This is a genomic window from Staphylococcus hyicus (assembly GCF_000816085.1).
Lineage (GTDB): Bacteria > Bacillota > Bacilli > Staphylococcales > Staphylococcaceae > Staphylococcus > Staphylococcus hyicus.
In genome coordinates, this window is sequence record NZ_CP008747.1 from 1,134,335 (window position 1) to 1,152,057 (window position 17,723).

The following is a 17,723-nucleotide window of genomic DNA, read 5'->3' on the forward strand; positions in this document are numbered from 1 at the left end:
GATAATGACTGTACAAGTTACTAATTTAACTGGTGGTTATGGAAAAACACCGATTATAAAAAATATCAACTTTTCACTTAAACCTGGAGAAATTGTTGGCTTAATTGGATTAAATGGCGCAGGTAAAAGTACAACAATTAAACATCTTTTAGGATTGCTTACACCAACGGAAGGGGAAATGTCGATTTCTAATATAAATATTAATGATGATATTGAAGCATATCGTCGTCGATTATCTTATATTCCTGAATCACCTGTCATTTATGATACATTAACATTGAAAGAACATATCGAAATGACTGCGATGGCATATAACATTGACGTTAACACTGCAATGACGCGTGCAATACCACTATTAAAATCATTCCGCTTAGAAGACCAATTGGACATTTTTCCAAGCCATTTCTCTAAAGGGATGAAACAAAAAGTGATGATTATTTGTGCGTTTATTGTTGATCCAGATTTATACATTATTGATGAACCCTTTTTAGGTCTTGATCCATTAGGCATACAAGCGATGCTCGATTTAATGGAGTCAAAAAAACATGAAGGCCGCACAGTACTCATGAGTACACATATTTTAGCAACCGCTGAAAGGTATTGTGATCGATTTATCATTTTAGATCAAGGTCAAATCGTTGCTATGGGAGATTTAGATGAATTGCGCCAACAAACACAAATGCCAAATCACACACTTGATGAGATTTATATTAAAGTGACACATCAAGGAGCGTCATTATGAATAATGTAAAAGCATTATATCGGTCAAGACAACGAAAAGACTTTGAAGAAAAACGCTATTACAATAAATTTATCTTTAATGGTCACTTTTCAGTATTCCTTGTCATTTTATTAGGCGCATTCATTTTAGGTTACGGTGAATGGTTGCGTGCGATTCCAAAAGGTATTAACTATTTACTAATTATGTCAATATTATTAAGTTTGACTTCACTGTTTCCATTAAAAACGCGTTTGCTTGAAGCAGACCAACTTTTTTTACTCCCATTTGAAAATAATATGATGTATTATATGAAACGTTGTGTACTATCTAGTTATTTGTCACGTTTACCATTACACATCATTATGCTTATCATATTCTATCCATTATTCCATACCTTATATCCTAACGATACGTTACACTTTATTGTGCTTATCATTTTAGCACTCTTTTTACCTTTTTTAGGACTCATGTTACGTTGGCAATGGTATCTATATGGACTGGAAAATTGGTCTATTAATTTACTGTTATTTATATTAATTTTATCTGGTTATTATGTTTGGATAGACGGCAAATCATACATGGGGCTTGCAAGCGTTCTTTTTATTATTGGACTCATCATATTGTTGAAAAATATGAATACTAAAAAACGTTTTCCATGGTATTTTATGGTGAACCAAGCACATCAACATCAAGCGAATTATTATAAATTTGTAAACATGTTTACAGATGTAAAAGGGTTAACTGCGCCATCTTCTAGACGTAAATATTTGGATGTATTTTTGCGTAAACCGAAGCAAATGACGAGTGATACAATGTATTTATATTTGTTCAAACGGCACTTTCTTCGAGGTAAAGATGCATTTCATTTAACATTACGATTAGGTATAATTGTCGCATCTTTAATGATATGGTTACATCAACCTATTGTTAGTTTGATTATTGGTAGTTTAGGAATGTATATCATCATTTTACAAATGTCGCAATTTTATACACAAGAAGCTTATGGTATATGGCCACAAGTGTGGCCGGTATCTGATTTAAAGGTGATACAAGGATATCAAACATTTTTATATCACACAGTTGTTGTTGTTGGCATAGTATTAAGCCTTACTTTTATGATTTCAAACTTACAATATGCCTATGCAGTAGTTGTCTTTTTTATAGTAGGGATTTTAACAGTAAGAGCAACTATCAAAAAATTAAAATATCAAGAAACGTTATTGCGCGATTAATAAAAGAGGAAACGAAGTGTGACAAGCACGCCGTTTCCTCTTTGTTATTATTCATATTGTTCTTGATTTATAATGTCTTCTTCCGAAATAGGATAGAAATAGCGTTCTAAATAAGAGCTGTGTGCACTTGTCACTCCCGCTAAAGAGCGTACAGCTTCTTTTGAAAAGTTTTCTCTAAATACGGATGATTTTTTGAAATCTTCATACGCTGTTCTAGACTCAAAACCAAACATCACTTTATATACATTTTCTTTTAAGGGTTTAAGTAATCTAAAACTTTTATATCCTTCAAAATCAGATAACGTAGGATAATAAGCATCTAATTTTTTTTCTAATTGATATTTATGGTCTTCGGAAGTGGGGATAGAAATGACTGCTTGGAAATCATTTTCTGAAATGTCTCCAACACGAGATAGTGAACGAAAAGCATTAGGTTGTTGGAAAACACTTTCTTTTTCAGTTTCATCTATTAATACAGAACGATCATCAGATGAAAAAATCAGTAACTTTCTATCTTTATTGTTAAGTTGAATTTGGTGTATATAACCATACGTACCATAAGTGATATATAGTTTCATGGTGTTTCCCTCCTTAATATTGAACTTATTATACTTTTTTTTACGGTAAAAGACCACAATTTATATTACCCATTTGAATACATTGTAAAAGTACAATTTTAGATTTTAAACTTTTATGACATTTGAGTACCTTGTAAGCGGTATATATAGTAAATATGCTATAGTTGATAAGAATGAAGTTTTTAAGGAGGTTCTCATGGTTACACCGTTTAATGATACGATTTTAAAAGCGATAAAAGGGGAACAAATCAAACACACGCCTGTTTGGTTTATGCGACAAGCTGGGCGTTCGCAACCTGAGTATCGTAAACTAAAAGAAAAATATTCTCTATTTGAAATTACACATCAACCAGAACTTTGTGCATATGTAACTGCCTTACCCGTAGAACAATATGACACAGATGCAGCAGTACTATACAAAGATATCATGACACCTTTAAAGGCTATAGGTGTAGATGTTGACATTAAAAGTGGCATAGGTCCTGTGATTGCAAATCCTATACGTCAAATGTCTGACGTGGAGCAATTAGGACAAATTGATCCCAAACGTGATGTGCCATATGTATTAGATACGATTAAGTTATTAACGTCAGAAAAGTTAAATGTACCTCTCATTGGTTTTACTGGCGCGCCATTTACATTGGCGAGTTACATGATTGAAGGAGGACCTTCTAAAAATTATAATAAGACAAAAGCTTTAATGTATAGTGATGAAGCAACGTGGTTCAAATTAATGGATACATTAAGTGATATGTCCATCACTTATGTTGGCGCGCAAGTTGAAGCTGGCGCACAGTTAATACAAGTATTCGATTCCTGGGTAGGTGCATTAAATCAAGCTGATTACGACTACTATATTAAACCGTGTATGGATAAATTAGTTGCAGGAATCAAAGCGTTTAATATTCCTGTCATTTTATTTGGTGTAGGTGCAAGCCATCTAATTACATCATGGAATGCACTTCCAATAGATGTATTAGGTTTAGATTGGAGAACATCCATTAAAGAAGCAGAGGCATTAGGTGTTAAGAAAACGGTGCAAGGCAATCTCGATCCTAGTATTTTATTGGCGCCATGGGCAGTGATTGAAGAAAGATTAAAACCGATACTTGACCAAGGTTTAGCACACGGAACACATATTTTTAATTTAGGACATGGTGTATTTCCAGAAGTAAAACCAGAAACGTTACAACGGGTATCAAAATTTGTACATGATTATACAGGGGAAAAATTAAAATAGACTTGAAAAAGGACGGATTTGGATGAAAAAAGAAGTCGGTTTATTAGTAATGGCTTATGGTACTCCGTATCAAAAGAGTGATATTGAACCATATTATACGGATATCCGACGGGGTCGTAAACCTAGCGAGGAAGAGTTAAACGACTTAGTTTCTCGTTATGAGGCAATTGGGGGGCTTTCGCCACTTGCGAAAATTACCGAACGTCAAGCTAAAGCAATTTGTGAAACATTAAATGAACAGCAATCCGATGTAACGTATCGATTATACATCGGATTAAAACATATACATCCTTTCATTGAAGATGCGATTACAGACATGTATCGTGATGGTATTACTGAAGCGGTAACAGTTGTACTTGCGCCACATTTTTCAAACTTTTCAATTGGTTCATATGATAAGCGTGCAGATAAAAAAGCAGCTGAGTTTGGCATTCAGCTTCGTCATGTAGAACACTATTACGACCAATCAAAATTCATCGAATATTGGACGATGCGAATTAATGAAATTTTAGCAAATATACCTCAAGAAGAGCATGATAAAACGATGTTAATCGTATCTGCACATAGTTTGCCAGAGAAGATGATTATAGAAAGTAATGATCCGTATCCAAAAGAACTTGAAAATACAGCTTTAGCGCTCAAAGAACAATCAGCAATTAAGCATGTTGCAATAGGGTGGCAATCTGAAGGGAATACAGGTACGCCTTGGTTAGGACCTGATGTGCAAGATTTAACACGTGAGCTTTATCATCAAAAGCAATATCAACATTTTATTTATACACCTGTAGGTTTTGTAGCTGAACACCTCGAAGTCCTTTACGACAACGATTATGAATGTCGCGTTGTATGTGAAGAGCTAGGGGCAATGTATCATCGACCGCCTATGCCAGATACACATCCACTTTTCATAGGTGCCATCGTAGACGAAATCTCAAAATTGGGTTAGAGGTGTGAAATCAATGACAAAAGTTGCAATTATAGGTGCAGGTATTACAGGTTTATCAAGTGCGTTTTTTATTAAAAAACATTATCCAGATGTCGACATCACAATATATGAAGCTTCTGATGTTCCGGGTGGTAAAATTAAAACAGTGACACGTGATGGGTATACCATAGAATTAGGTCCGGAATCTTATTTAGGTCGGAAAACGATAATGACGGATGTAGCAAAAGAAGTTGGGATATTAGAAAAAGATATCATTACTAATCATACAGGACAGTCATTTATATTTGCACGTAATCAATTGTATCCGGTTCCTGGGGGTTCTATTTTAGGAATACCTACCGATATTAAACCTTTTATTACAACGAAACTGATTTCATTTAAAGGGAAAATACGTGCATTAAAAGATTTAACACGCAAACCAATTCCTATGAAGGACGATATTTCTGTAGGCGCATTTTTTAGATATCGATTAGGAGACGAAATTTTAGAAAATCTGATTGAACCTTTATTGAGTGGTATTTATGGTACAGATATCGATCAATTAAGTTTAATGAGTACATTTCCAAATTTTAAAACGTTAGAAGAAACACACGGCAGTATTATGAAAGGGATGCAAAATGTGCGTTTGCACCGGGAACAAAAGGAACAACACAATACAGAGGGACCTCAAGGACAATTCAAACAATTTCGTCATGGTTTATATCACTTTATTTCACAATTAGAAGAATGGTTAATGAACCACCATGTACAATTTAAATATAACACCCCTGTAAAAGACCTTATTGGAGAACAAAAAGGATACAATGTTGTTACATCGAATGAGACCTCCACATTTTTTGATGGGGTAATTGTGACGACACCGCATCACGTTTTTCATAAATGGTTTGAAACAGATCCTGGTTTTGATTATTTTAAAAAACTTGAAGCTTCATCAGTCGCAACAATCGTACTTGGTTTTGATGAAAAAAATATTAAAAATACACATGATGGGACTGGCTTTGTTATTGCTAGAACAAGTAATACATCCATTACAGCTTGCACATGGACGACAAAAAAATGGCCACATACAACACCTAAAGGGAAAGTACTTATTAGGGCTTATATCGGAAAACCTGGTGATGATATTGTGAAGACGCGCTCGGATGAAGAACTCATTGCAATCGCAAAAAAAGATTTGTCAAAAATGATGACATTTTATGGAGAACCTGACTTTACAATTGTCAATAAAATGATTGATGCGAGCCCACAATATCATGTTGGTCACATTCATAATATTAAACGTATTCAAGAACACATTTATAAAGAATATCCACATCTTCAAATTACTGGCGCGCCATTTGAAGCGGTGGGGTTACCAGACTGTATCCAACAAGCACAAGATGCAGTTCAGAGGTTGATTCCTAGAATTCAAACATAAAAATAATGATATCAGCAGGACTTGGCCTTAATGCTAATGTTTTGCTGATTTTTAATTTGTAAAATAAAAGGGGATGATTTAATTGACTCAAGTGTATATTGCACATGGTTATCATGCAGATCCTAATCAACATTGGTTTCAATGGTTAAAAAATGTTTTAGAAATTGAGGGACATGATGTAAAGGTGATTAAATTTCCAAATCCAGATACACCTCAAATAGATGAATGGCTAGATGCAATGAGAAAGCAAGTAACACAACTCAATCACGATACTTTATTTGTAGCACATAGTTTGGGAGTCATAACAACCTTGAAATTTTTATATGATGCAGACATTTCATCAATTGGTGGTGTAGCACTTGTCTCAGGGTTTAAAGATCGTCTACCGCATATGCCAGAATTAAATGAATTTGTCGATCAATCAATTGATTATAAATCTCTAAAATTAAAACTCAACCACCGCTTTTGTATTGCAGCTAAAAATGATACTATTGTGCCTTTTTCTTATACAGCAAAACTCAGTGACGTATTAGGTGCAAAGTTGTACGTGAAAGAAGAAGGGGGACATTTTTGTCAGGAAGATGGTTTTGAGTCGTTTAATTTCCTTAAACAAAAAATTATTCAAAAATTAGATTGAGTATGCGATTTTTTAGATGATAAATAAAGAAATGTTAATACTTTGAAACTAATTGTAGGCTTTTTACCTTATGAGTTCTAAATTACACATTTTCTTTGCGGAAAAGCGTTGACCTTTTAATAATCTGACTATATACTAAGAAAGTCCTTAAGGGATTTAGCGCTGTGGCTCCTTGGTCAAGCGGTTAAGACACCGCCCTTTCACGGCGGTAACACGGGTTCGAGTCCCGTAGGAGTCACCATTTAATTTTATTTACAATTTTAAAATTAATTTAAAAAAGTGTTGACATTCCTTACAATAATTGCTATGATATAAAGGTAGCTGATTTTAAATAACATTATCGCGGGATGGAGCAGTTCGGTAGCTCGTCGGGCTCATAACCCGAAGGTCGGTGGTTCAAATCCGCCTCCCGCAATTACTTTAGGTCCCGTAGTGGAGCGGTTTAACACGCCTGCCTGTCACGCAGGAGATCGCGGGTTCGATTCCCGTCGGGACCGCCATTTTAATATGGTTCAGTAGCTCAGTCGGTAGAGCAAAGGACTGAAAATCCTTGTGTCGGCGGTTCGATTCCGTCCTGAACCACTTTCAATCACGGCGGCTGTGGCGAAGTGGTTAACGCATCGGATTGTGGTTCCGACATTCGTGGGTTCGATTCCCATCAGCCGCCCATATCGCTAAATGCGGGTGTAGTTTAATGGCAAAACCTCAGCCTTCCAAGCTGATGTTGTGGGTTCGATTCCCATCACCCGCTCCATTTTATTGTTCCACAGTAGCTCAGTGGTAGAGCTATCGGCTGTTAACCGATCGGTCGTAGGTTCGAGTCCTACCTGTGGAGCCATGGCCCCTTGGTCAAGCGGTTAAGACACCGCCCTTTCACGGCGGTAACACGGGTTCGAGTCCCGTAGGGGTCATATAATCAGAAGTGAAACATCGCTTCTGATTTTTTTGTTTATATCTTTGGAGAGTTGTCCGAGTTGGCCGAAGGAGCACGCCTGGAAAGTGTGTAGGCGCCACAAGCGTCTCGAGGGTTCGAATCCCTCACTCTCCGTTACTTTAAAAATATCTGTTAATATTTGAATAACCAAAACCTTTAGAAACATTGATACATCAGTGTTTCTTTTTTATTTTGTCTAATATTTGTGAATATTTGTTTTGGTTTTATGTGGTCACAAATGGCACAAATTTAGATGAATATTAATTTTTGGTCACAAGTTGTGTCCAAAATTTCCTGAATCACATACTACGTAAGGCTTTTAATGTTTTATTTTCTTCCACACTTTTTGTTTCTTCTAACAAATGGCTGTAAATTGATAGGGTAGTTGTTATATCTGCATGTCCTAATCTTTTAGAAATATAATATATAGAAATTCCGTTATGAATTAGCATTGAGCAATGGGTATGTCTTAGGGAATGCAGTGTGGTAATTACCTAACTTATTTTCTATACAAAACCTCTGTAAAACATTTGTCACTGTATTATGTGTTATGAGGTTAGCACCAGTTGTAAATATATTACCTTGTATATTGTTGGGGAAATTATTTAAAACCTTTCTAACATGTTTAATATCTTCTTTAGTAATTTTTATGATGCGATCTGCATTTTTAGTTTTTGTACCTCTAATATGCACAGTTTCATCAGTTAAATTAAGATCTTGATACTTTAACTTTTGAACCTCACTAAATCTAGCACCAGTCACTATACATAAGTATATAAATAAATATGATAACTGTTCTTTTTCTTTGGAAAACTCTTTTAATTTATAGAAATAAGACAATTGCATAAATTTATCTCCTTCCGCTTGAGCTTCTTTTTTACATTGCACAATCACTTTATAAGTAGGGTCTTTAGCTATCATACCTTCGTAAAAGGCATCAGATAATGCAGACCTTAAACAGTAATTTAATTTCCTAACAGATTCAGAAGTATGGGTTTCTGCGTAATCATTGATTAATTCTTGATAATTCATTCTATTAATTTTATTAAGAGGCATATTACCGAATTTTTTTTCGAATATATTTTTGGCATTATAATAAGTTTTCAATGACTTATCTGTTAAATAGGGGGCTTTGTGAATTTTAATCCAGTTTTCAAAAAGTCTATAAACGGCATATCGGATGATAAATTATTGCCTTTGTTCAACGTATTATATGTTGCGTTCATTGCTTGGATAGCTTCTTTTTTTGTTTTAAATCCGCTTTTTCTATGACGTTTTCCGTTTAATCTAAAGTCATATTGCCATTTATTACCACGTTTTGTTACATACATTTTGTTTCCTCCTCAAAAAAAGTAAAAAAATAATAAGGGTACGTGGGGTACCCAGTATTATTTAGTTATTCTTCGTCAAAGACGTCTACTACATTAATTACGATTTCTTTAGTTTCAGCTTTAATAGTTATGTCGTTTGTATAACCTACTTGTTTTATTTGTACTGAATTATCATTAACTATTAAAGCTGCTTCCACATTCTCAAAGTTTTGAATTAAAATAATTTTATTATCGTTAGTCAATATATCGTAGTCATCTTTACCTTCAAAGATAATGTTCCAGTTATTAAATTTCATTTAATAGTCTCCTTTAGTTTTTTTGTATATGTTACTTTTTTTATGATGGAAAATAGTATTATTAATCTTAATAGGGTTTAACCTCATCTAAAATTCCATTTTGACGTTGTTCCATTGATTTTAAATCAGTGTCTGATACGCCATCTTGGTTCATTTTGTCTGATAAGTCAAAGTATTCTTTTTCTAATTCAGCCTCGCGAGCTGACTGTTTACTATCACTGTCTGATTCTTCTGATGTACCCTCAAATTCAGATGAATTTATATCAGATTCGGCTTCATCTTCCATTGCTTCGTACTTCGCCATCTCTGCATTATCTCTCGCTTCTACTTCTTCATTATGCACTTCAGTCAAAACATTGTTTATTTCCATAAGAATATTGTAAACATATACATTAACTTCGTCATCAACACGACTAATCTGTGAATCTTTATCCAATCTTTTATTAACTTCGTCAACAAGTTCATTAAATTCAGCAGCAGACACTGTTCGAGTGTGGTTGTTTTTAGAGTATTTATTTAATTTAACCATATCTCGTTTTGGTATTTTATCTGTATCGTTAATAATATGATTTTTATTTTGCAACAAGGCAAATGCTTTGATTAACTCTTCTTGTTCTTCCTCTTTAGTGTGAAGGATATTGTATAAATTATTATTTTGCTCTTTTCCTAGAATTTTTCTAGTTTCTACATTTTCAATATTTACTTTTAAATTCCCTAAACTTTCTTGAGCTATATAAATGTCTTTAACTGCTATTTTAAAATAAGCTTCTTTAGAAACGCCATCAATAGACCCTACATTATCAAGTCTCATATACAAATCTGAATAAATTTCATAAATATATTTAAATGTTTTGTCAAGTTCTTCACGATCATAATAATCTTTCAATAATTCTTTATCAACTTCTTGTTTGTAATCTTTGTATGATTTATCAATCTCTTTAGAAGCCTTTTTTGCCTCTTTGCTAATCACGTTAGGGTCTTCAGATTTAATTTCGTCAATCTTTTTGAAAGTTTTAGTAATATCTTTCACATACTTTTTGGTTGCATCTGAAAATTTCTTTTCCTTATCTTCTTCGCTCATGCCACATGCCGATAAAAGTACCAAACAGATAAACATTAAGCCAGCTAACAATTTAAATTTCATCATAATTCCTCCCCTGGATGTCCTTATATATTGTTAAAGGTTCAAAACAAATATTGTAATTTTTATAGCGAACCATTAAACCATATTTTTGTTTGTAATGATTTATAGTGTCTTGCACAAAACCTTCTGTGACCTCAAAAAAAGAGACATCTCATGCAAGTTGTGTACTCCATTTTCGTAAGCATCTATAATCCCTTGAATGCTTATTACTGATTCGTAAGCTTTTCGTCTTGCGTAATTTTCAAATTTTCTGTTTAGAATTTTTGACTGATCTAAGATGTTTCCATATGTAATTTTATGATGTGCGATTTCTTCAGCAAGCGTTTCATGTTTTTTATACACACTCATATTTTCTTTTGTGTAAATTGTTCCCTCGTAATATAATCCACGTTGAAAGTGCGGTAGGGAAGATGTCTCAACCACATCTATGTTTTCGTTTTCGATTAATAAACTTTCGTACTTTAATTTACATCATCCTTTGAAAAGTTACTTTACTTTTTGCGATTTTTAATAAATTCAATAAATTGACGCACTTACTCCATTAGATTTTCCTTATCAAAGTAAGTTGCAATTGATTTTGATATTTGAAATGAGTTTCATCTTATCATGGTACTAAAGGCAATTTAATATTACAATCTTCATATTTATATTTTATCATTAAATACGTTTATATGGAGAAATATATAAAGCGCCTTATTCAAAATTATCTTAACGATTATTATTAATTGGTAACTTTCTTTTTTGTTTGCAAAAAGCAATGCAAGTTCTTTATTTGGTGTGAGGTGATATTTATGAGACTGGGTATGGATACAGATAGAATGATAGAGCTATACAATTAAAATAAACCGTAATAAAATGTTGTGATTTAATGACTGAGGAAGAAAAATTAGCTGCATGGGATGTGCAATACGGCTGTTTGATGAAATTTTTTTAAAAAATTGACACGTAGAAAATTAGATAGAAAAATTATGGTTTCTATAAAACATAACGATGAAGTTATTTGTATAAAATAGCCGTACAAAAAATGCGCAAAGAAAATAGGTAACCTCGAATAAAAAATGACCAATTAAACGGTCGTTTTTTTGTTATTTATGAAACACCTACTACGGTTACCTTCTATATTTACAGAGAAATATAAAAGTAAGGTGTTTTTTATGGTGAGGTCAAAAATACAAACTCTATTATCAATTTGTATTCGAAGGAAGATGTACATAAGGAAAACGGGAAAGAAAATTTAAAGTCCTTTATCAAAGGAGATATAATTAAAGTTGTATATACCGATAACAAGGGAGTCATACTTCAAACTAAAAAAGTAAATAAGAGTGAAGTAGCTAAAGAAGTTCGCGAAAAATTAACAATTTAAACTGTAAATAATTAGATATATAAATAAAACTTAGGGGAAGGGTGAGACGGAATGATTGATGTAAAATATTATACAGATATTGAAATAACACACTTTATAAGCATTGGTGAATTAGAACTTCATAAAGTTAGGAAAGATGAAATAAAGACTATAGAAAAATTATTTAAACCTAACTTATTTATGCTGTAAGTGCCAATCACGAGTCAAAATAGTTTTAGATGGGAAGCATCAAATGTCCCTCACTCTCCGTTAATTGCTTATATTTCGTAAATCTACCGTTGTATCACGTATCTATATACGTTGATATGACGGTTTTTTGCTGTGTCTAGTTGTCTAATGTGAACGTTGTATTAGATACGTAACATCCAAGGGAATAGTTATTCAATCAGTTAATCATTTAATGGTTTAGGTTTTGCAGTAATCATAGTCAGTCATTTATGTACAACAAAGATATAGTAAAGGTTTTAAGTTAAATCGTTCACTGTCATGATGATCAAATTGAGAATGGTAACATATTCTACGGCAAAATAAGTTTTGACTATGCAATGCTAGTATGTCAGTCGTTAGCTTAAGATTAACTTAGATAAATTTCGGAACCCTTAATAATATATTAAATACAAACGTATATAGAGTATATTGATATATAATATTATTAAAGGATTAATAGAATATTAAATGTGCATAAGGAGATTTTTAAAACAAAAAGATGCGCATTATAAACCGTGGGAGTAATTAGATGATAACTGTGATAGTGACGGTCGCTTAGTTCACTATAGTATTTCAAATTAAGTCGATATGTTTTCGTCTTTTGAGTAAGATCGTCTACCTACATGTAATGTTGTAATTTTGGTATTCAATAAAAAATTATGTATAGGAATAGAAACATCATGAAAAAATTCTTAAAAAAATACAAATATCATGCACTTGTAATTTTCGCGGTGTGGAGCTTTATTTCTGGTTTTAAACTCTATTATACTAACTTTGGTAAGCCAAATGGTTTTGAGGAAAAGTATCCATTATTTTTGCTTAATATAGCGCTTATCGCAATTTACGCAATTCCCTTGATTCTACTAGCGCGTTATTTAACGAAACGCTTTGAAATTTCTAAAAAAGTAGTAACGTTAAGTTGGATTATGGGTTTAACTGCCTCCCTTTATTTGTCTGGTATAGGGCATTTGTTTGTTGCGCTTTTTTGGATTAAAGTAATTAACCCACCTCAATCTTTTATTAATCAATGGGGCGCTGCTGTATCAGGCCCTTTTGCTGAAGAATTTGGCAAAGGGCTAACGGTTCTAATTATTTTACTCCTTTTCAAAAAAATGGATTTAAAACATGCCTTAGTGAGTGGTATGATCGTTGGTTTAAGTTTCCAAATTATTGAAGACTGTATTTTTACATTCCGAAACGTATTTGTAGCTAATGGTGAAGGTTTTGCAACTTTAATTGAACGTATTGTGCATGCAGGCGGTACCCATTGGACTTTCTCAATTTTATTTGCAGTGGGTATGGTAGCGCTAATTGCTAAAAATACTGGATTTAGTAAAATTCAAGGTGTTTTCTGGTTAATAATGGGTATTTTCGCGCATTTCTTAGTCAACTCACCGTTCAATGATGGCATTGATTCAAAAACAGGGGAAGTGACTGTATTAATTTTAACGTTTAACTTATGTTTAGCGATCGCAGCAATTAAATCAGTCGATAAAATTGAATCGAAAAAAACTGAAGACGCTTGTCAGGAAAAAACAAAATAAAAATGAGCATTGATCTGTTCTAAATGTAATCTAATTAATAAAACTGAAAAACAACATCAAATCCACCCGTTCAAGCGGGTGGAATTCATTTTTTATTCCTTGAAAAGAAGCTATAAACAGTAAAAATAGGAGGGCGAAGTAATTTATAAAAGGAATAAGCAGGAAATCAATGGGATTGTGATAAAGTTGATGTAATCACACATATCGATAACGAATGATGCTTTGTATTGGTTTATTCTAAATGATTAAAAGTAACGTATACCCTTATATAAGAGATTGACCATTGAATCAAGCCTTATGAGAATTTTTATTCTTTTCATTAAGTTTAATTTTCAACGAATAATATGTATGGAAATGCCGAAAGCATTCATTGTGTTATCTGAAGGAGTATATCTTTTGCAAATCTTAAAAATACATTAATTTATAGACTATTTATAGTGTGTGTATATATAATATGGTTAGTGAATTTATAGTAATACAATATTGCACTGGTGATGATTGGAAGTTAAAAGTCAAATTTTAAACGAAAATCATATAGTATTCACGAAGTGTGTTATTGTTGGGGGGATTTATATTATTCGTTAATGCTATGCGTAACATTTATTTACCCTCATCTCTCGCACGGGATAGAATTTACTCGTTGTGCCCTTGTATTATTCTAAATTTTTCAAAATACATATAGGAAAGGGACATCATGAAAAATTTATTTAACAAATACAAATATCATGCACTTATACTTTTTGCAATATGGAGTTTTTTCTCAGGTTGCAGAATTTTTTATGAGAGTTTTGGTAAACCGAATGGGTTAGAAGACAAGTATCCGTTGTTTTTGCTCAATATTGCACTCATTGCTATATATGCGATACCATTAATTTTACTCACTCGATATTTAGCAAAACGCTTTGAAATTTCAAAAAAAGTAATCCAATTAAGTTGGGTTATGGCTTTAACTGCTTCTGTTTATTTTTCAGATATTGGCCATACAATTGTGGGATATACAACAATTGTTATTTTAAAAGTTCCCAATGCCATTTTAGCAGATTGGGGAGCCGCTATTAGTGGTCCGTTAGCTGAAGAATTTGGTAAAGGTTTTGCAGTTTTACTTGTACTGCTGATCCTTAAAAAAATGGATTTGAAAAATGCGTTAGTGAGCGGAATGATTATTGGTCTTGGTTTCCAAATTATCGAGGACTGTTATTTTACTTTCCAAGAGATATTTAAAGCTAAAGCTGACGGTTTTTCTCTACTTCTAGAACGTATTGCTTTTGCTGGAGGTACACATTGGGTATTTACACTAATATTTGCTATCGGTATCGTTGCTCTAATTGCTAAAGATACTGGCATATCAAAAATCCAAGGTTTAGTTTGGATGTTGGTAGCATATTTCGCGCACTTTATTTACAATACGCCATTCAATAATGGAATAGGTTCAAGTACAGGTGATTTCACAGTTCTGCTACTAACAATAAATTTATCGCTAGCACTTTTAGCATTCAAAACGGTGGACAAGATTGTGTCGCAACAAAAAGGACAATTACCGAATTAATAGTTAGTAAAGAAAAGGAACAATTTCTTTCAAAAGTTATAACTTAATATTTTTTATAGGTTCTATGCTTATAGTGAGATGAGCGAAAGCTTCATTGACAATATAAGTAGAGGACCTATTTTTTAGCTCATCTACAAAATTTTTATCACTTCTAAATTATGATATTTCACATAAAAGTGACTAAATAAAAACCCGCTCTTTTTCTATGTGAAGATTGCCAACACATGATGTTGATTTACGCGGATTATCATTTTCAAATATATAATATTAAAAAAATGAAGAATAAATTTTCGAATCAAGAAAGCGTGACGTGGCATTGAATACTTTTAATAAATTTTATCATATTAGGTTTTTCATTATTTTTTAAAGGGTAGATTTAAGAGTAGTGAATGTTTTCAGGAGGTGAGAATAATAATGAAAAGATTGAAGAACTTTATTTTAGGCTTGTTGATTGTTGTGATTGTTGGTTTTCTATTATTTATGTACATAGATCATCAATCCATTAAACAATATCAAAATTATTTTTACCAATTCAATTGGTTTCAACCGTTATTGATTGGATTGGCAGGGCTATTAATCTTAATCGGTTTAATATTATTCTTTAGCGCATTTAAACCGACACATCGAAAACCAGGTTTATATAAAGATTATAGTGACGGTCATATCTATGTTTCTCGTAAGTCTATCGAAAATACAGTTTACGATACGTTGAAACAATATGATGATATTCGTCAACCTAACGTAATCTCCAAGCTTTATAATAAGAAGAATCATAGTTACATTGATATCAAAGCAGATTATTTAGTACCAACAAGTACAACAAATGTACAAACGCTCAATGAGAAAATTCGCAACGATATTAAAGAACGTGTGGAGCACTTTGCGGAGATACCTGTGCGTAACCTTGAGATAAATGTACGTGATCAACGAAAAAGTTCAAATGAGCCACGTGTTGTATAGTTGTAAAAAGGAGGGTTTCCATGAATAATAATGAAAATCACCAATCACACCAAGCTGCAGTTGATACGTTAGCGATTTTTTTTCGTGCATATCAATGGCGTATCATTGGCTTTTTCTTATTTCTAATTTTAGCTATTTTATTTATTACACTTGGTTTTTGGAAAACTATCCTTATAGCCTTTTTGTGTTTAGTAGGAATAGGATTAGGGTATATTAAAGATCGTACGCAAGATTTCTTAAATTTCATAAATAGAATTAGTTAGTTTAGATGAAAAATATAAAAATTATTAATTAAAAGGAGTGTTTTAGATGGCTAATCAAAATTTCAAACAAGCTTATAATGAACAAACAGGTGTGAATGATAAAGTACGTGAAGAAAAAGAAAAAAACGCTCAAAGTGAACCACAATTCAAAAATAGTCTTACTTTCACAGATGAAGTGGTTGAAAAAATTGCTGGTATTGCTGCACGTGAAGTCAATGGTATTTTAGATATGAAAGGTGGCTTTGTTGACAGCATAAGTGGTTCGTTCTCAAATGGTAATAACGTCACTCAAGGTGTGAGTGCTGAGGTAGGCGAAAAGCAAGCAGCGGTTGATTTAAAAGTTATTTTAGAATACGGTGAATCAGCACCTAAAATTTTCCGTAAAGTGACTGAAATGATTAAAGAACAAGTCAAACATATGACTGGATTAGAAGTTGTAGAAGTAAATATGCAAGTAGATGATGTTATGACACGTAAAGAATGGCAACAAAAAAACGAGCGTAATAAACAAAACAACGAAAGTAAAAGTTTACAATAATATTGAAGTCGCACATACTTTAAGATGATGTGTGATGCGATAGCGGAACTGGGGCTCATATGTCTCAGTTCTTTTTATGTATAAGGTGTTGTTAATAAATATATAAAATTGTAATAATATATAACTATAAATGACTGAGACATAACGAGTTGGAAATATTGTGTTACACATTCATTGATTTTACTCAATTTAGATGTATTTTGACGTAGATAGAATGAGAAAAGTTGGCATTAGTGAACACGTACTTTAAAGGATTACGGTGCTTTAAACAGTCATGATTTATAACCTTTTGGACGCCACAATGCAACGAAGGCGTGAAGCGGTATCTTTGAAGCTCAACATATTGCTAAGACAGTATTTTTAGTGTAATTGAGCTTCTTGTAAGTAAACCATTTAACATTGAAACACCTTCAAAAGTCACTTGAAAAAATGTTTTGAAGGCGCGTGAACATAGATTATTTTAGTCAACATTGACTATATAAACGATTGAAACAATAAATGATTAATCTACTAATGTTACAGCAGTAATATCATCTACAAAAATAAATAAGTGCGGTAGCGATGTACTTTTATCCCCGGACATTAAAGTGACATCTTTAAGATTGAAACCAATAGGTGATTTTAAACTTGATTGTATGTCATTGCTAATTTCTTTTAGTTGTTGTTGAAATTTATCGCCATGATCAGAGGTGTAAGGTTCCCCGTACACCACATTTCCGTTAAGCGTTAATGCCAATTTTAAATGGTTAGACGCTGCTAAATCGATATAATGTTCAATAAGTGCTTTTTTCTCCATATCATTCACCTCAATAATTTATTTATATTA

Annotated in this window: 19 protein-coding genes and 9 tRNA genes; 21 read left to right on the forward strand and 7 right to left on the reverse strand. The window is 32.7% G+C overall.

What is annotated here, in order from left to right:
* Positions 1-4 precede the first annotated feature (4 nt).
* Entirely contained in the window at positions 5-742 is a 738-nt protein-coding gene (gene ecsA / locus SHYC_RS05365; RefSeq protein WP_039645118.1) for an ABC transporter ATP-binding protein EcsA, read from the forward strand.
* Positions 739-1,953: an ABC transporter permease EcsB gene (gene ecsB / locus SHYC_RS05370; RefSeq protein ID WP_039645120.1), complete on the forward strand. Its 1,215-nt coding sequence runs from the start codon at positions 739-741 to the stop codon at positions 1,951-1,953. The genes ecsA and ecsB overlap by 4 nt, the downstream gene beginning before the upstream one ends.
* A gap of 47 nt (positions 1,954-2,000) precedes the next feature.
* On the opposite strand, the gene SHYC_RS05375 is transcribed toward ecsB, so the two are convergent.
* On the reverse strand, positions 2,001-2,531 hold the full coding sequence (locus SHYC_RS05375; RefSeq protein ID WP_039645122.1) for an antibiotic biosynthesis monooxygenase family protein: 531 nt from the start codon (positions 2,529-2,531) through the stop codon (positions 2,001-2,003).
* Between the two features lie 196 nt (positions 2,532-2,727).
* On the opposite strand from SHYC_RS05375, the gene hemE reads away from it, so the two are divergent.
* The 13 genes from hemE (at position 2,728) to SHYC_RS05440 (ending at position 7,819) form a co-directional block, all read left to right on the forward strand.
* Positions 2,728-3,771 (forward strand): uroporphyrinogen decarboxylase, encoded by a 1,044-nt coding sequence (gene hemE, locus SHYC_RS05380; protein WP_039645125.1) that lies wholly within the window; start codon positions 2,728-2,730, stop codon positions 3,769-3,771.
* Positions 3,772-3,793: 22 nt separating this feature from the next.
* Positions 3,794-4,717 (forward strand): ferrochelatase, encoded by a 924-nt coding sequence (gene hemH / locus SHYC_RS05385; protein ID WP_039645127.1) that lies wholly within the window; start codon positions 3,794-3,796, stop codon positions 4,715-4,717.
* A 13-nt stretch (positions 4,718-4,730) separates the two neighbouring features.
* The gene (gene hemY, locus SHYC_RS05390; protein ID WP_039645129.1) at positions 4,731-6,134 is read left to right on the forward strand and encodes a protoporphyrinogen oxidase; all 1,404 of its coding nucleotides are present in this window, start codon (positions 4,731-4,733) and stop codon (positions 6,132-6,134) included.
* 91 nt (positions 6,135-6,225) lie between these two features.
* Positions 6,226-6,771 (forward strand): RBBP9/YdeN family alpha/beta hydrolase, encoded by a 546-nt coding sequence (locus SHYC_RS05395; RefSeq protein WP_231912818.1) that lies wholly within the window; start codon positions 6,226-6,228, stop codon positions 6,769-6,771.
* Positions 6,772-6,937: 166 nt separating this feature from the next.
* A tRNA-Glu gene (locus SHYC_RS05400) sits at positions 6,938-7,012 on the forward strand.
* A 100-nt stretch (positions 7,013-7,112) separates the two neighbouring features.
* Positions 7,113-7,186 (forward strand) — tRNA-Met (locus SHYC_RS05405).
* Between the two features lie 8 nt (positions 7,187-7,194).
* Positions 7,195-7,271, forward strand: a tRNA-Asp gene (locus tag SHYC_RS05410).
* 9 nt (positions 7,272-7,280) lie between these two features.
* Positions 7,281-7,353, forward strand: a tRNA-Phe gene (locus tag SHYC_RS05415).
* A gap of 12 nt (positions 7,354-7,365) precedes the next feature.
* Positions 7,366-7,438: transfer RNA gene (locus SHYC_RS05420), tRNA-His, on the forward strand.
* A gap of 13 nt (positions 7,439-7,451) precedes the next feature.
* Positions 7,452-7,525 (forward strand) — tRNA-Gly (locus SHYC_RS05425).
* Positions 7,526-7,534: 9 nt separating this feature from the next.
* Positions 7,535-7,609, forward strand: a tRNA-Asn gene (locus SHYC_RS05430).
* Between the two features lies 1 nt (position 7,610).
* Positions 7,611-7,682 (forward strand) — tRNA-Glu (locus tag SHYC_RS05435).
* Between the two features lie 48 nt (positions 7,683-7,730).
* Positions 7,731-7,819: transfer RNA gene (locus SHYC_RS05440), tRNA-Ser, on the forward strand.
* 185 nt (positions 7,820-8,004) lie between these two features.
* On the opposite strand, the gene SHYC_RS12625 is transcribed toward SHYC_RS05440, so the two are convergent.
* From SHYC_RS12625 to SHYC_RS11860, 5 genes are all read right to left on the reverse strand, one after another.
* Positions 8,005-8,157 carry a site-specific integrase gene (locus SHYC_RS12625; protein ID WP_111725042.1) on the reverse strand — a complete coding sequence of 51 codons (153 nt, stop codon included), beginning with the start codon at positions 8,155-8,157 and terminating at the stop codon, positions 8,005-8,007.
* Positions 8,144-8,737, reverse strand: coding sequence for a tyrosine-type recombinase/integrase (locus SHYC_RS12130; protein WP_158484652.1), 594 nt, complete (start codon positions 8,735-8,737; stop codon positions 8,144-8,146). The genes SHYC_RS12625 and SHYC_RS12130 overlap by 14 nt, the downstream gene beginning before the upstream one ends.
* Positions 8,738-8,823: 86 nt before the next feature.
* The gene (locus SHYC_RS11855) at positions 8,824-9,036 is read right to left on the reverse strand and encodes an Arm DNA-binding domain-containing protein (RefSeq protein ID WP_052257824.1); all 213 of its coding nucleotides are present in this window, start codon (positions 9,034-9,036) and stop codon (positions 8,824-8,826) included.
* Between the two features lie 65 nt (positions 9,037-9,101).
* Entirely contained in the window at positions 9,102-9,332 is a 231-nt protein-coding gene (locus SHYC_RS05450) for a hypothetical protein (protein WP_039645132.1), read from the reverse strand.
* Between the two features lie 67 nt (positions 9,333-9,399).
* Positions 9,400-10,476: a hypothetical protein gene (locus tag SHYC_RS11860; protein WP_052257825.1), complete on the reverse strand. Its 1,077-nt coding sequence runs from the start codon at positions 10,474-10,476 to the stop codon at positions 9,400-9,402.
* Positions 10,477-11,890: 1,414 nt separating this feature from the next.
* Here SHYC_RS11860 and SHYC_RS12290 point away from each other — a divergent pair.
* The 6 genes from SHYC_RS12290 (at position 11,891) to SHYC_RS05485 (ending at position 16,897) form a co-directional block, all read left to right on the forward strand.
* A complete protein-coding gene (locus tag SHYC_RS12290) occupies positions 11,891-12,028 on the forward strand; it encodes a hypothetical protein (protein WP_158484654.1) in 138 nt (45 codons plus the stop codon).
* Between the two features lie 698 nt (positions 12,029-12,726).
* Complete coding sequence (locus SHYC_RS05465; RefSeq protein WP_039645135.1) at positions 12,727-13,590, forward strand: PrsW family glutamic-type intramembrane protease; 864 nt, start codon at positions 12,727-12,729, stop codon at positions 13,588-13,590.
* Positions 13,591-14,284: 694 nt separating this feature from the next.
* Complete coding sequence (locus tag SHYC_RS05470) at positions 14,285-15,136, forward strand: PrsW family glutamic-type intramembrane protease (protein ID WP_039645137.1); 852 nt, start codon at positions 14,285-14,287, stop codon at positions 15,134-15,136.
* A gap of 414 nt (positions 15,137-15,550) precedes the next feature.
* Positions 15,551-16,096 carry an alkaline shock response membrane anchor protein AmaP gene (gene amaP, locus SHYC_RS05475; RefSeq protein WP_039645139.1) on the forward strand — a complete coding sequence of 182 codons (546 nt, stop codon included), beginning with the start codon at positions 15,551-15,553 and terminating at the stop codon, positions 16,094-16,096.
* A gap of 20 nt (positions 16,097-16,116) precedes the next feature.
* Positions 16,117-16,359: a DUF2273 domain-containing protein gene (locus tag SHYC_RS05480; protein WP_039645140.1), complete on the forward strand. Its 243-nt coding sequence runs from the start codon at positions 16,117-16,119 to the stop codon at positions 16,357-16,359.
* A 46-nt stretch (positions 16,360-16,405) separates the two neighbouring features.
* Positions 16,406-16,897 carry an Asp23/Gls24 family envelope stress response protein gene (locus SHYC_RS05485; RefSeq protein ID WP_039645142.1) on the forward strand — a complete coding sequence of 164 codons (492 nt, stop codon included), beginning with the start codon at positions 16,406-16,408 and terminating at the stop codon, positions 16,895-16,897.
* 502 nt (positions 16,898-17,399) lie between these two features.
* On the opposite strand, the gene SHYC_RS05490 is transcribed toward SHYC_RS05485, so the two are convergent.
* Positions 17,400-17,693 carry a hypothetical protein gene (locus tag SHYC_RS05490; protein WP_039645144.1) on the reverse strand — a complete coding sequence of 98 codons (294 nt, stop codon included), beginning with the start codon at positions 17,691-17,693 and terminating at the stop codon, positions 17,400-17,402.
* Between the last annotated feature and the right edge of the window lie 30 nt (positions 17,694-17,723).

What these genes read in the sequence shown, in the direction of transcription:
- ecsA (WP_039645118.1), top strand. Translation starts at nt 5, where the DNA reads ATGACTGTACAAGTTACTAATTTAACTGGTGGTTATGGAAAAACACCG.
- ecsB (WP_039645120.1), top strand. Translation starts at nt 739, where the DNA reads ATGAATAATGTAAAAGCATTATATCGGTCAAGACAACGAAAAGACTTT.
- SHYC_RS05375 (WP_039645122.1), bottom strand. Translation starts at nt 2,531, where the DNA reads ATGAAACTATATATCACTTATGGTACGTATGGTTATATACACCAAATT.
- hemE (WP_039645125.1), top strand. Translation starts at nt 2,728, where the DNA reads ATGGTTACACCGTTTAATGATACGATTTTAAAAGCGATAAAAGGGGAA.
- hemH (WP_039645127.1), top strand. Translation starts at nt 3,794, where the DNA reads ATGAAAAAAGAAGTCGGTTTATTAGTAATGGCTTATGGTACTCCGTAT.
- hemY (WP_039645129.1), top strand. Translation starts at nt 4,731, where the DNA reads ATGACAAAAGTTGCAATTATAGGTGCAGGTATTACAGGTTTATCAAGT.
- SHYC_RS12625 (WP_111725042.1), bottom strand. Translation starts at nt 8,157, where the DNA reads ATGCTAATTCATAACGGAATTTCTATATATTATATTTCTAAAAGATTA.
- SHYC_RS12130 (WP_158484652.1), bottom strand. Translation starts at nt 8,737, where the DNA reads ATGAATTATCAAGAATTAATCAATGATTACGCAGAAACCCATACTTCT.
- SHYC_RS11855 (WP_052257824.1), bottom strand. Translation starts at nt 9,036, where the DNA reads ATGTATGTAACAAAACGTGGTAATAAATGGCAATATGACTTTAGATTA.
- SHYC_RS05450 (WP_039645132.1), bottom strand. Translation starts at nt 9,332, where the DNA reads ATGAAATTTAATAACTGGAACATTATCTTTGAAGGTAAAGATGACTAC.
- SHYC_RS11860 (WP_052257825.1), bottom strand. Translation starts at nt 10,476, where the DNA reads ATGAAATTTAAATTGTTAGCTGGCTTAATGTTTATCTGTTTGGTACTT.
- SHYC_RS12290 (WP_158484654.1), top strand. Translation starts at nt 11,891, where the DNA reads ATGATTGATGTAAAATATTATACAGATATTGAAATAACACACTTTATA.
- SHYC_RS05465 (WP_039645135.1), top strand. Translation starts at nt 12,727, where the DNA reads ATGAAAAAATTCTTAAAAAAATACAAATATCATGCACTTGTAATTTTC.
- SHYC_RS05470 (WP_039645137.1), top strand. Translation starts at nt 14,285, where the DNA reads ATGAAAAATTTATTTAACAAATACAAATATCATGCACTTATACTTTTT.
- amaP (WP_039645139.1), top strand. Translation starts at nt 15,551, where the DNA reads ATGAAAAGATTGAAGAACTTTATTTTAGGCTTGTTGATTGTTGTGATT.
- SHYC_RS05480 (WP_039645140.1), top strand. Translation starts at nt 16,117, where the DNA reads ATGAATAATAATGAAAATCACCAATCACACCAAGCTGCAGTTGATACG.
- SHYC_RS05485 (WP_039645142.1), top strand. Translation starts at nt 16,406, where the DNA reads ATGGCTAATCAAAATTTCAAACAAGCTTATAATGAACAAACAGGTGTG.
- SHYC_RS05490 (WP_039645144.1), bottom strand. Translation starts at nt 17,693, where the DNA reads ATGGAGAAAAAAGCACTTATTGAACATTATATCGATTTAGCAGCGTCT.